This window comes from Nonomuraea sp. NPDC049655 (assembly GCF_044465465.1).
Classification (GTDB): Bacteria; Actinomycetota; Actinomycetes; order Streptosporangiales; family Streptosporangiaceae; genus Nonomuraea.
Genome location: NZ_JBITLS010000016.1, coordinates 185,455 through 197,692 on the forward strand (window position 1 = coordinate 185,455; position 12,238 = coordinate 197,692).

At 71.7% G+C, this 12,238-nt stretch carries 10 protein-coding genes; 8 read left to right on the plus strand and 2 right to left on the minus strand.

Features of this window, described 5'->3' with window-relative positions; all coding sequences use genetic code 11:
• Positions 1-58: 58 nt before the first annotated feature.
• Positions 59-925 carry a DMT family transporter gene (locus ACIBQ6_RS41675; RefSeq protein WP_358294456.1) on the plus strand — a complete coding sequence of 289 codons (867 nt, stop codon included), beginning with the start codon at positions 59-61 and terminating at the stop codon, positions 923-925.
• A 31-nt stretch (positions 926-956) separates the two neighbouring features.
• The gene (locus ACIBQ6_RS41680) at positions 957-2,606 is read left to right on the plus strand and encodes a fumarate hydratase (RefSeq protein ID WP_397218543.1); all 1,650 of its coding nucleotides are present in this window, start codon (positions 957-959) and stop codon (positions 2,604-2,606) included.
• A gap of 80 nt (positions 2,607-2,686) precedes the next feature.
• Here the strand turns inward: ACIBQ6_RS41680 and ACIBQ6_RS41685 are convergent, their stop codons facing one another.
• Together ACIBQ6_RS41685 and ACIBQ6_RS41690 are read right to left on the minus strand one after the other, a co-directional pair.
• Complete coding sequence (locus ACIBQ6_RS41685) at positions 2,687-2,875, minus strand: DUF5999 family protein (RefSeq protein WP_358294619.1); 189 nt, start codon at positions 2,873-2,875, stop codon at positions 2,687-2,689.
• A 463-nt stretch (positions 2,876-3,338) separates the two neighbouring features.
• Entirely contained in the window at positions 3,339-4,010 is a 672-nt protein-coding gene (locus ACIBQ6_RS41690; protein WP_358294458.1) for a CHAP domain-containing protein, read from the minus strand.
• 340 nt (positions 4,011-4,350) lie between these two features.
• Here ACIBQ6_RS41690 and ACIBQ6_RS41695 point away from each other — a divergent pair, with 340 nt between their 5' ends.
• From ACIBQ6_RS41695 to ACIBQ6_RS41720, 6 genes are all read left to right on the plus strand, one after another.
• Positions 4,351-4,959 carry a superoxide dismutase gene (locus tag ACIBQ6_RS41695; RefSeq protein WP_358294459.1) on the plus strand — a complete coding sequence of 203 codons (609 nt, stop codon included), beginning with the start codon at positions 4,351-4,353 and terminating at the stop codon, positions 4,957-4,959.
• A 70-nt stretch (positions 4,960-5,029) separates the two neighbouring features.
• Positions 5,030-6,139, plus strand: coding sequence for a serine/threonine-protein kinase (locus tag ACIBQ6_RS41700; RefSeq protein ID WP_358294460.1), 1,110 nt, complete (start codon positions 5,030-5,032; stop codon positions 6,137-6,139).
• Between the two features lie 35 nt (positions 6,140-6,174).
• On the plus strand, positions 6,175-7,911 hold the full coding sequence (locus ACIBQ6_RS41705; RefSeq protein WP_397218544.1) for a protein kinase: 1,737 nt from the start codon (positions 6,175-6,177) through the stop codon (positions 7,909-7,911).
• 88 nt (positions 7,912-7,999) lie between these two features.
• Positions 8,000-9,397, plus strand: coding sequence for a class II fumarate hydratase (locus ACIBQ6_RS41710; RefSeq protein ID WP_358294462.1), 1,398 nt, complete (start codon positions 8,000-8,002; stop codon positions 9,395-9,397).
• Positions 9,398-9,472: 75 nt separating this feature from the next.
• Positions 9,473-10,225, plus strand: coding sequence for a 3-hydroxybutyrate dehydrogenase (locus ACIBQ6_RS41715; RefSeq protein WP_358294463.1), 753 nt, complete (start codon positions 9,473-9,475; stop codon positions 10,223-10,225).
• A gap of 22 nt (positions 10,226-10,247) precedes the next feature.
• On the plus strand, positions 10,248-12,218 hold the full coding sequence (locus ACIBQ6_RS41720; RefSeq protein WP_397218545.1) for a helix-turn-helix domain-containing protein: 1,971 nt from the start codon (positions 10,248-10,250) through the stop codon (positions 12,216-12,218).
• Positions 12,219-12,238 lie beyond the last annotated feature (20 nt).

Genomic DNA, 12,238 nt, shown 5'->3' on the forward strand with positions numbered 1-12,238 from the left:
TCATATAGCGGCCTATTGGACTGTTTGCCCGAACCATTGTCTCCCTACGATCCTGCACATGAGAAACGGAATCGCCGGAGCCGCCACCGCCATGTTCCTGGTGGGCACCCTGGCCGGAGTGTCCGGCCTGATCGGCTCCTATCCCGTGTACGGCGGCCAGGCCGTGCGCTACCTCGCCGCCGCGGTCATCCTGCTGGTCGTCACCAGGGCGCTCGGCCTGCGGTTCGTCCGGCTGACCGGGCGCGAGGCCCTGTACCTGGGCGGGCTCACCCTGCTCGGGCTGGTGGTCTTCAACGTCTGCGTCGTCGAGTCCACCCGGGCCTCGGGGCCGGCGCTGGTGGGCACCGTCCTCGGCACCGTGCCGCTGGCGCTGGCGCTGGCCGGCGGGCGTCCGGCGCCGCGCCTGCTGGTGGGGGCGTCGGTGGTGGTGGCCGGCGCGACGCTGGCGACCGGCCTGGGCAGCGGGAACCCGACCGGCCTGCTGTGGGCGCTCGGGGCACTGGTGGGCGAGGTGAGCTTCTCCATGCTGGCCATCCCCCTGCTGCCGAAGCTGGGGGCGATCCGGGTGTCGGCGTACTCGACGGCGCTGGCCGTGCCCATGCTGGCCGTGGTCGGCCTGGTCCAGGAGGGCTCCGCCATGTTCAGGACGCCGACCGCGGCCGAGACGCTGGGCTTCGTGTACCTGGCGGTCGTGGTCACGGTCGTGGCCTTCTTCCTCTGGTACACCTCGCTGCCCAGGCTCGGCCCCGGGACGGCCGGGCTGTTCGCCGGGCTCATCCCGGTCGGCGCGATCGTGACGGGGCTCGCGCTCGGCATCGCGACGCCGAGCGTCTACGACCTGGCGGGGGCCGGTCTGGTGATCGTCGGCATCCTGGTGGGGCTCACCGCGCGGCGCTCGCCGGAGCCCGTGCCGGCCCCGGGATGACCACCTGACGGGGGGCGTACCCTCTATGGACATGGACTTCGACTACACCGATCTGCTTCCCCTGGGCGCCGATGAGACCGAGTACCGGCTGATCACGTCGGAGGGGGTGCGGAAGGTCGAAGCGGCCGGGCGTACGTTCCTGGAGGTCGACCCCGAGGCCCTGCGGCTGCTCACCGAGACCGCGGTCCACGACATCTCCCACTTCCTGCGCACGTCGCACCTGGCGCAGCTGCGCAAGATCGTCGACGACCCCGAGTCCAGCGGGAACGACCGGTTCGTCGCCCTCGACCTGCTGAAGAACGCCTCGATCTCGGCCGGCGGCGTGCTGCCGATGTGCCAGGACACCGGCACCGCCATCGTCATGGGCAAGCGCGGCCGCCACGTGCTGACCGACGGCCGCGACGCCGAGCACATCTCCGAGGGCGTGTACGACGCCTACACCAAGCTCAACCTGCGCTACTCCCAGATGGCCCCGCTGACCATGTGGGAGGAGAAGAACACCGGCAACAACCTGCCCGCCCAGATCGAGCTCTACGCCGAGGACCCCCACGGCCACGCCGACGAGTACAAGCTGCTGTTCATGGCCAAGGGCGGCGGCTCGGCCAACAAGTCGTTCCTCTACCAGGAGACCAAGGCGGTGCTCAACGAGAAGCGCATGCTGGCCTTCCTGGAGGAGAAGATCCGCTCGCTGGGCACCGCGGCCTGCCCGCCGTACCACCTGGCCGTGGTGGTGGGCGGCACCTCCGCCGAGTTCGCGCTCAAGACCGCCAAGTACGCCAGCGCCCGCTACCTCGACTCCATCCCCACCGAGGGCTCGCCCTCCGGGCACGGCTTCCGCGACCTGGAGCTGGAGGCCAAGGTCTTCGAGCTGACGCAGAAGCTCGGCATCGGCGCCCAGTTCGGCGGCAAGTACTTCTGCCACGACGTGCGGGTGATCCGCCTGCCCCGGCACGGCGCGTCCTGCCCGGTGGCCATCGCGGTGTCGTGCTCGGCCGACCGCCAGGCGCTGGCCAAGATCACGGCCGAGGGCGTGTTCCTGGAGAAGCTGGAGACCGACCCGGCCCGCTTCCTGCCGGAGACCACCGACGAGCACCTGTCCGACGACGTCGTCCGCATCGACCTCAACCGGCCGATGCCGGAGATCCTGGCCGAGCTGACGAAGTACCCCGTCAAGACGCGGCTCTCCCTCACCGGCCCGCTCGTCGTCGCCCGCGACATCGCGCACGCCAAGATCGCCGAGCTGCTCGACGACGGCGGCGAGATGCCGCAGTACCTCAAGGACCACGCGGTCTACTACGCCGGCCCGGCCAAGACCCCCGAGGGTTACGCCTCCGGCTCGTTCGGCCCCACCACGGCCGGCCGCATGGACTCCTACGTCGAGCGCTTCCAGGCGGCGGGCGGCTCGATGGTCATGCTGGCCAAGGGCAACAGGTCCCGGCAGGTCACCGAGGCGTGCCAGAAGTTCGGCGGCTTCTACCTGGGCTCCATCGGCGGCCCGGCGGCCCGGCTGGCCCAGGACTGCATCAGGAAGGTGGAGGTGCTCGAATACCCCGAGCTGGGCATGGAGGCGGTGTGGAAGATCGAGGTCGAGGACTTCCCCGCCTTCATCGTCGTCGACGACAAGGGTGAGGACTTCTTCACCGACCGCACCGGGCCGGTGCTGAGCATCGGGCGCAGGTAGGGCCCGAGCGCGTCGAAGGGTGCCGGGCGGCGGTCGAAGCCCCTCGGCACCGGACGACGGGGGGGTTGCCCCCGGGCGCCTTAGGCCGCGACGGCGGCTCGGTGGGGGGCGACGACGCTGCCGTCGGGCAGGAGCAGACCCGTGTCCTCGAACAGCACCACGCCGTTGCAGAGGAGGCTCCAGCCCTGGTCGGGGTGGGCCGAGATCACGTGCGAACGCTCACGGTCGGGCGAGTCCGCACTGGGGCATACGGGAAAGTGACTGCACATCATCGCGCACCTCTCAGATGGCGCTCCTGCTTCCTGATGTTCAAAAGGGCAACTGTCGCCCCGACGGCGTGCGAAGGTCCAGGGTGGCGCCGACCGGCTTCCTCGGCCGGCGGCGAACCTGTGTCTGGCGCATCTCCATCACGTCCTTCAACTTCTGTCGTCAGTGGTGGAACGTCGGCGTCCTACCCAGTCTCAGGGCCGGCACCGACAGTTTCAGCTGCTCGCGGGTTCTCGCCTGGTCTCATGTCCTAACCATGCCCCCGTCCCCTTTCGGCACCCTTACATCTTGCTGACGGCGTGCCGTGGTTCCTGTCAATCAGCCTGCCGTACGCGGGAAAGTGCCCTACTAGGCATCATGCACATTTATCGGGGGGAGGGGTGTGCCGAACGTCACAGTCGCTCTGACGTGCGGTAATACAACAAAGCGCGCATCCCGGGCAGGAATGCGCGCTGTGTCGATGTGTCAGGCGGCGTAGGACGGGTAACCGTAGCCGACGACCTGCGAGGTCGGCCGGACGCGCTCCTCGACCTTGCCGTTGCCGGTGTTGCCCTCGATCGTGGAGATCGTGCCGTCGCCGTTGTCCTTGACGACGAAGCCGACGTGCTGGATGTCGCTCAGGCTCTTGCTGCCGCTCCAGGAGAAGAAGACGACGGCGCCCGGCCTGGCCTCGGTGCCCCAGCGGTCGTTGGCGGCGAACCACTTGGCGTGGGTCACGGTGTAGGCGTCCCAGCCGACCTGCGGGCGGGCGCCGGTCTGCTCGCCGACCCAGGAGACGAACATCGAGCACCAGGCGGCGTTCAGGTAGTCCTGGCGGCTGCCGCCGTCGCGGGCGACGGTCTCGGCGGCGCGCTGCGAGTCGGCGTACCACTTCTGGAACTTGGTGCCGCCGCCGTTGGCGTCCTCGGAGGTGCCGACCTGGGCGCGGGCGGTGGCCAGCACCTGGGCGGCGGTGACGTTCACCCGGCCCTGGGCCGAACCCTGCGCGGCCGACTGCTGCGCGGCGGTCTGGGCGTCGGTCCGGCCCGCGGTCGCGGCGCTGACGGCGGCAGTGGCGCCCAGGGCGCTCGCGGCGATGGTCGCGCCGAGAGCGAGCTTGGCGATGTGGGACGTGGTCATCATGGCGTGCTTGGCCATCGGGGGGTGCTCCTTTGCTCACCGTCCGCGCATGAGGCACGGCGGGTCACAGGTGTGAATCCTGCGATGGGTGATGACGACAGATCTGCGGGGGCGCCTCGACACGGCTGCCCTGCCGTCGCGTACAAACAGGTACAACAGCGCCCTGACCTGGGTAATTCCCACCCCAAGAAATCCCCACAGGACGCCTGTGCGCGGACGGCTCATGCCGTCCGCGCACAAACTGGACCCAACTGACTCTCGCCACGATGCCAAGGCGAGACCTAGGTCGCAAGTCTGATGCACTTGCGAACTACTTGCAATAGTGTCCTCCAGAGATCTACTTCGAGAGGACGGACCCATGGGGGACTACACCCTTCCCGACATGCCGTACGACTACGGCGCGCTGGAGCCCGCCATCACCGGCGAGATCCTGGAGCTGCACCACGCCAAGCACCACGCGGCCTACGTCAAGGGCGCCAACGACACGCTCGACCGCCTGGCCGAGGCCCGCGACGGGGGCGACTTCACCGGCCTGGTGGGCCTGGAGAAGACCTTCGCCTTCAACCTGTCCGGCCACGTCCTGCACTCGATCTTCTGGGAGAACCTCTCCCCTGACGGCGGCGACCGCCCCGACGGCGCGCTCAGGGCCGCCATCGACGAGCATTTCGGCACGTTCGAGGCGTTCCAGAAGCAGCTCACCACCGCCACGGCGTCGGTCCAGGGCTCCGGCTGGGGCGTGCTGGCCTGGGAGCCGCTGAGCCGCCGGCTGGTGGTCGAGCAGATCTACGACCACCACGGCAACGTCGGAATGAACACCACGCCGCTTCTCGTGTTCGACGCGTGGGAGCACGCTTACTATCTGCAGTACCGCAACGTGCGTCCGGACTACGTCGAGAAACTGTGGGGCCTCGTCAACTGGGCAGATGTGGCCCGGAGGTTCGCTGACGTAACGAGTCAGGCGGGTTGACTTAAGTTCGCAACAATTTATCGGCCCCGCCTCTACTGGTCGGTTTACACAAATAGGTAAGCTGCCTGGCATGCGTGCGCCCTCCGGTTACCTTCTCGCCGCGCGCTATCGGCTTGTGGAGCCGGTTGGTCGCGGCGGCATGGGCACCGTTTGGCGGGCGCATGACGAGTTGCTCGACCGCGACGTGGCGGTGAAGGAAGTACGGCTGCCCACCGTCCTCGACGAGGAGCTGCGCGCGGAGTTGTGCGCCCGCACCGAGCGCGAGGGCAGGGCGACCGCGATGGTGGCCCATCCGTCGGTCATCACCGTCTTCGACGTCGTGACCGAGGACGACCGTCCCTGGATCGTGATGGAGCTGCTCCGGGCCAAGTCCCTGGAGCAGCTCATCCAGGAGCACGGACCGCTCCATCCGCGCCGGGCCGCCGAGATCGGCCGGCAGATCCTCGGCGCGCTGCGGGCCGTCCACGCCAAGGGCATCCTCCACCGCGACGTGAAGCCCAGCAACGTCCTGGTGACCGAGGACCGCGCCGTGCTCACCGACTTCGGCCTGGCCGCGCTCGAAGGCGACGTCTCCATCACCCAGGCCGGCATCGTGCTCGGCTCGGCCGGTTACATCGCCCCCGAACGGGTTCTCGGCTCCAAGGCAAGCCCCGCGGGCGATCTGTGGTCGCTCGGCGCGACCCTCTACACCGCCGTCGAGGGCCGCGGGCTGCACGGCCGCCGTACGGCCGCCGCCGCGCTGGCCGCGCTGACCAGCGGCGAGCCGATCCCGATGAGCAAGGCGGGCCCGCTGGCGCCCGTGCTCGACGCGCTGCTCAGGATCGATCCACAGACCCGGCTCGACTCCGTGCGGGCCTCGCTCATGCTGGCCCGGGTGGCCGCGGGCGGCTCGGCGGAGGAGCCGCTGGCCCCGCGCCGGCCCGTACGCCCGGTTCCCGTGGTGACCTCACCCTCTTTCGCGCGCAGGCCCGCGCACCGCGGGCTGCACAGGGCGGAGGCCACCGCCGCCGCGCTGTCGGTCCCGCCGCCGCGCCAGGAGCGCAGGCCGGGTGAGGGCGTCCACCGCAAGCGGGTCGAACCACGTCCAAGTCCGTCCACTTATGTCCGTTTCAAGGCTGCGGTGATAAAGTTGTTCCTTCCTCGGCGGTTCTGGCCAAGAGAACTTCGCAAGCGAGGGTAAAGCACTTCCCAAGCGAGAATCGATATCTTCTTCTCATGCCGGAACAGCAGACACGCCTGCTCGCGGAGCGCTACGAGCTCATCGCCCCGCTCGGCCGGGGCACGATGGGGACCGTGTGGCGCGCCCGCGACCGCGCGCTCGGGCGCGAGGTGGCGGTCAAAGAGATCCGCCAGGACCAGGGGCTCACCGAGGACCAGCGGGCCGAGCTACGCGAGCGCATGGTCCGCGAGGGCCGCATCGCCTCGCGGATCAACCACCCGTCCGTCGCCGCCATCCACGACGTGCTCATCCAGGACGACAGCCCCTGGATCATCATGGAGCTCATCGAGGCGCGCTCCCTGGAGCAGGTGATCGAGGAGGAGGGCCCGCTGCCGCCGCGGCTCGTGGCCGAGATCGGCGTCGACCTGCTCGGCGCGCTGCGCGCCGCGCACTCCCAGGGCATCACGCACCGCGACGTCAAGCCGGGCAACGTGCTCATCACCGAGAGCGGCCGGGTGGTCCTGACGGACTTCGGCATCGCCAAGGCCGAGGGCGACTCGCGGCTCACCAAGACGGGCATGGTGATCGGCTCGCCCGGTTACACGGCCCCGGAACGCGCCAGGGGCGAGTACACCGGGCCCGAGTCCGACATCTGGTCGCTGGGCGCGACGCTGTACTTCGCGGTCGAGGGGCGGCCGGCGTACGAGCGGGCCACGATCGCCGAGACGCTGGCGGCGCTGCTCAGCGAGAGCGCCGACCCGCCCACGCAGGCCGGTCGGCTGCGGCCGGTGCTGAACGGGCTGCTCAACAAGGACTACCGGCAGCGGCTCAGCGCCGCCAAGGCGGAGACCCTCATGCGGATGGTCGCCGACACGCCCACGAGCGAGATGCCGGCGCTCACGGCGGAAGCCCTGATGGCCCAGGAGGCCGCATTGCCCGACCCCTTCACCGACTCCGGCCCACGGCGTCCCGCCGGCCCTCAGGGGCGCCCTTCAGGGGCTCAGGAGGCGTACGGGGCGGGCGCGCCGCCCGTCTCGGGCCCGCAGCCGACGCGTCCCGCCGGGGGGCGGCCTTCAGGGCCGCAGGCGGCGGGGCCCGTGCCGTCCGGCGCGCAGGCGTCCGGCGCGGCCGGAGGGCGTACGGCGGCGCCGCAGGGGCCTTCAGGACCGCAGGAGCCCGCCCGGAGTCCGCTGGGGGCGCCGACGATGCCCCAGAGCACCGCACCCGGCCGGCCGCCGCAGGCCGCGCGCCCGGCGCAGCCGCCGCAGACGGGTGACGCCGGCGACGAGGGGGGCTTCGACCCCGACCGGACCGTCAGCGTCATGCGTCCCAAGGGGCCGTTCCCGCCGGGGCCCGAGCAGGGCGGCGACCGTCCGCCGCAGCGCCCCGACGACGAGGGGACCGTCACGACCAGGCACATCGCCACGCCGCGGAGCGGCTCCCCCGGCCAGCAGGTCTACCCGCCGGCGCAGCAACCGCCGCACGCCGCGCGGCAGCAGGGCCCGGCACAGCAGGGTCCTGGGCAGCAGGGTCCTGGGCAGCAGGGTCCGGGGGGCCCGCAGCAGGGCGGCTCGATGCCGGGCGGGCCCGGGCAGAGCCGGCCCGGGCAGCCGGTGCCGCCCGCCGCCGGCCCGCACCAGGGCCAGGGCCTCGGGACCGACCTGTTCGCCATCGCGGGGCCGCCCGAGAAGCCGCAGGCGGGCAACCGCAACGGCATGCTCGTGCTGATGGCCGTGGCGGCGGCCGCCGCGGTCGTGATCGCCGTCCTCATCGTGGCGCTCATCTCCAGCTGAGCGAGCTCGTCTTCGGTACGACGGCCCGTCCCCGCCCGGGGCGGGCCGGCCCCGGACTGATCGCCCGGCCGTGGGACAGACTGGAGTCATGAGCGAGTTCAGAATCGAACATGACTCGATGGGCGAGGTCCGGGTGCCGGCGGGAGCGCGGTGGCGGGCCCAGACCCAGCGGGCGGTGGAGAACTTCCCGGTCTCGGGACGGCCGCTCGAACCGTCCCACATCGCCGCGCTCGGCCTGATCAAGGCGGTCGCCGCCGAGGTCAACGGCGAGCTGGGCGTGATCGACAAAGATCTGGCCGAGGCCGTCGCGCAGGCCGCCGCGGACGTCGCCGACAACGAGCACGACGCCCACTTCCCCATCGACGTCTTCCAGACCGGCTCGGGCACCTCGTCCAACATGAACGCCAACGAGGTGATCGCGACGCTGGCCGAGGAGCGGCTGGGACGGCCGGTCCACCCCAACGACCACGTGAACGCCTCCCAGTCGTCCAACGACGTCTTCCCGACCTCGATCCACGTGGCGGCCGCGATCGAGGTGACCTTCCACCTGCTGCCCTCGCTCGCCCACCTGGCCGAGACGCTGCACGCCAAGGAGGCCGAGTTCGCGCAGGTGGTCAAGTCGGGCCGGACCCACCTGATGGACGCCACGCCGGTGACCCTCGGGCAGGAGTTCGGCGGGTACGCCGCCCAGATCGACCACGGCGGCACCCGCGTGCGCACGGCGCTGAACCACGTACTGGAGCTGCCCCTGGGCGGCACGGCGGTCGGCACGGGCATCAACACGCCGCCCGGCTTCGCGCAGCGGGCGATCGAGAAGCTGGCCGAGGCGACCGGCATCCCCTTCCGCGAGGCCGCCGACCACTTCGAGGCCCAGAGCGCCCAGGACTCCATCGTGGAGCTGTCCGGGCAGCTCAAGGTGGTGGCCGTGTCCCTCAACAAGATCGCGAACGACCTGCGCTGGATGGGCTCGGGCCCGCGCGCCGGGCTCGGCGAGATCAACCTGCCGGACCTCCAGCCGGGCTCGTCCATCATGCCGGGCAAGGTCAACCCGGTGATCCCGGAGGCCACGGCCATGGTCGCGGCGCAGGTCATCGGCAACGACGCGGCGATCACCTTCGCCGGCGCCTCGGGCAGCTTCGAGCTGAACGTGCAGCTCCCGGTCATCGCCCGCAACATCCTGGAGTCGATCAGGCTGCTGGCGAACGTGTCCAGGCTGCTGGCCGACCGCTGCGTGGCCGGCATCACGGCCAACGTCGAGCGCCTGCGCGAGTACGCCGAGTCCTCCCCCTCGATCGTCACCCCGCTCAACCGGCACGTCGGCTACGAGGAGGCGGCCAAGATAGCCAAGCAGGCGCTGGCCGAGCGCAGGACCATCAGGGAGGTCGTCGTCGAGCGCGGCCACGTCGCCGACGGCACGCTGACCGAGGAGCAGCTCGACGCCGCCCTCGACGTGCTGTCCATGACCCGGCCGCCGACGGAGGGGTGATCCACATAGGTCGGCTCGGATCTATGTCGGCCGAACCCATGCGTCCCGGCGCGGCGAGCGCCTAGGGTTCGGAGTATGGCGAAGGAGCTGACTGGGCGGACCGCGCTGGTGACGGGGGCTGGGGGCGGCATCGGCGCCGCCTGCGCCCGGCGACTGGCCGCCGCGGGGGCCAAGGTCCTGGTGGTCGACAGGCAGGGCGAGGCGGCCGGGAAGGTGGCCGCGGAGGTCGGCGGGGTCGCGGTGGTGGCCGATCTGAGCGATCCGGCCTTCGCGGCGTCGCTGCCCGACGAGCCGGTGGACATCGTGGTGAACAACGCCGGGTTCCAGCACGTGGCGCCGGTCGAGGACTTCCCGCCGGAGGTGTTCTCCACCATGATGCGGGTGATGGTGGAGGCGCCGTTCCTGATCGCGCGGCGGGTGCTGCCCGGCATGTACGCCCGGGGGTGGGGACGGTTCGTGAACATGTCGTCGGTGCACGGGTTGCGGGCCTCGCCGTACAAGTCGGCGTACACGACGGCCAAGCACGCGCTGGAGGGGTTCTCCAAGGTCGTCGCGCTGGAGGGGGCGGCCCACGGGGTGACGTCCAACTGCGTGTGCCCGGCGTACGTGCGCACCGCGCTGGTCGAGGCGCAGATCGACGACCAGGCCCGGGTGCACGGCATCGGCAGCGACGAGGTCGTCGAGAACATCATGCTCCAGCCGGCCGCGATCAAGCGGCTGATCGAGCCCGAGGAGGTCGCCGAACTGGTCGCCTACCTCTGCGGCCCGCACGGCTCCTTCATCACCGGCACCTCCCTCCCCGTAGACGGCGGCTGGACGGCCCATTAGTGAGCCCGCACGGAGTGAGGCCATGAGCAGGCGTTTTCTGGAGCTTCTGGCGCGGGAGGCGTCGGCGGTCGAGTTCGAGGGGCCGATCGTGGAGGCCAGGGCGCAGGGCGCCGATCCGGCCACGATCGAGGAGCTGGAGCAGGCCAAGGTCGAGGCGCTGAAGGTCAGGGCGCTGCTCAGGCGGCGGGCCAGGCGCGAGGCCGAGCTGTCGGCGCTCTACGACACCGCCGGCGACCTGGCCGCGCTGCGCGACCTCGACGCCGTGCTCGAAGCCATCGTCCACCGGGCCAGGCAGTTGCTCGCGACCGACATCGCGTACATGACGTTGCACGACCCCGAGCAGGGCGACACGTACATGCGGGTCACCGACGGGTCGATCTCGGCCAAGTTCCGGGCGCTCAGGCTGGCCATGGGCGCCGGGCTGGGCGGGCTGGTCGCGCAGACGGCCACCCCGTACGCGACCGCCGACTACTTCGCCGACGCCAGGTTCCGGCACAAGGGTCACATCGACGAGGCCGTCAAGGAGGAGGGCCTGGTCGCGATCCTGGGGGTGCCGCTGCGCCTGGGCCAGCGGGTGATCGGCGTGCTGATGGCGGCCAACCGCAGCGCCAGGCCCTTCCACCAGGAGGAGGTCTCGCTGCTGGCGAGCCTGGCCGCGCACGCCGCCGTCGCCATCGACAACGCCCGGCTGCTCCAGGAGACCAGGAACGCCCTGGAGGAGCTCTCCCAGGCCCACCGCACCGCCAGGGCGCACGGCGAGGCCGTCGAGCGGGCCGCGCTGGCCCACGACCGGATGACCTCGCTGGTGCTGCGCGGCGGCGGCATCGAGGACGTCGCCGCCGTGGTGACCGAGGTGCTCGGCGGGTCGCTGGCCGTGCTCGACGACCTGGGCCGGCCGATCACCGGCGACGTGGGCGAGCTGGACGCCGGGGTGTTCGAGGCGGCGCAGGCGTCCAGGGCGCTGGGGCGTACCGTGCGCAGGGGCGACCAGCTGATCGCGTCGGTGGACGTCGGCGGCGAGCCGTTGTGCACGCTCGTCCTGCGCAGCGACGACGCCGACGAGCGCATCCTGGAGCGGGCGGCGCTGGTGTGCGCGCTGCTGCTGCTGTTCAGGCGGAGCGTGGCCGAGGCCGAGGGCCGGGTCAGGGGCGAGCTGCTGGAGGACCTGATCTCGCGGCCGGACTCGCCGGGCCTGGCCGACCGGGCGCGGCGGCTCGGCGTGGACCTGCGCGCGCCGCACGTCGTGGTGGTGGCCAGGCACGGCGGCCAGCGGGAGCGGGCGGCGTTCTGGGCCTCCTCGCACGCCACGGTCCGGCACGGGCTGGCGGCGGGGCGCGGCGAGGAGGTGGTGCTGCTGCTGCCGGGCGTGGACGCGGGCGGTCTGGCCCAGCGGGTGGCGGCCGAGCTGAGCGCGTCCCTGCACAGCCCGGCGACGGCGGGCGCCTCCCCCGCCCGCCTCCCCGAAGCCTCACCCGGCGGCCCGCCGGGCGGATCGGCGGGCGGATCGGCGGGCGGCTCAGGAGGCGGCGCGACCAGCGGATCGGCGGGCGGATCGGCGGGCGCGCGGGACGTCGCGGAGGCGTACCAGGAGGCGCGGCGGTGCGCCGAGGCGCTGCTCGCGCTCGGCCGGGCCGGCGACGGCGCGAGCCCCGCCGAGCTGGGCTTCGTCGGGCTGCTCGTGGGCGACGGCCGCGACGTGCGCGGCTTCGTCGGCCGCGTGGTCGGCGCGGTGATCGACTACGACGCCCGCCGCGGCACCGCGCTCACCGACACCTTGTCGGCCTACTTCGGCACGGGCGGCTCACCCTCCCGTACGGCCGAGGCCATGCACATCCACGTCAACACCGTCACCCAGCGCCTCGACCGGATCGGCAAGCTGCTCGGCGACGGCTGGCTGGAGCCCGAGCGCGCGCTGGAGATCCAGCTCGCCCTCCGCCTGCACCGGCTCGGCCACACATCCGCCCCGCAGACTGTGGGTCCCGGCCCCATATAAGTGACGCCGGTCACTCTTTA

Bases quoted from the DNA above. Each gene is read 5' to 3' on its own strand.
- ACIBQ6_RS41680 (WP_397218543.1), top strand. From the start codon at position 957: ATGGACTTCGACTACACCGATCTGCTTCCCCTGGGCGCCGATGAGACC.
- ACIBQ6_RS41715 (WP_358294463.1), top strand. From the start codon at position 9,473: ATGGCGAAGGAGCTGACTGGGCGGACCGCGCTGGTGACGGGGGCTGGG.
- ACIBQ6_RS41720 (WP_397218545.1), top strand. From the start codon at position 10,248: ATGAGCAGGCGTTTTCTGGAGCTTCTGGCGCGGGAGGCGTCGGCGGTC.
- ACIBQ6_RS41705 (WP_397218544.1), top strand. From the start codon at position 6,175: ATGCCGGAACAGCAGACACGCCTGCTCGCGGAGCGCTACGAGCTCATC.
- ACIBQ6_RS41685 (WP_358294619.1), bottom strand. From the start codon at position 2,875: ATGTGCAGTCACTTTCCCGTATGCCCCAGTGCGGACTCGCCCGACCGT.
- ACIBQ6_RS41675 (WP_358294456.1), top strand. From the start codon at position 59: ATGAGAAACGGAATCGCCGGAGCCGCCACCGCCATGTTCCTGGTGGGC.
- ACIBQ6_RS41710 (WP_358294462.1), top strand. From the start codon at position 8,000: ATGAGCGAGTTCAGAATCGAACATGACTCGATGGGCGAGGTCCGGGTG.
- ACIBQ6_RS41695 (WP_358294459.1), top strand. From the start codon at position 4,351: ATGGGGGACTACACCCTTCCCGACATGCCGTACGACTACGGCGCGCTG.
- ACIBQ6_RS41690 (WP_358294458.1), bottom strand. From the start codon at position 4,010: ATGGCCAAGCACGCCATGATGACCACGTCCCACATCGCCAAGCTCGCT.
- ACIBQ6_RS41700 (WP_358294460.1), top strand. From the start codon at position 5,030: ATGCGTGCGCCCTCCGGTTACCTTCTCGCCGCGCGCTATCGGCTTGTG.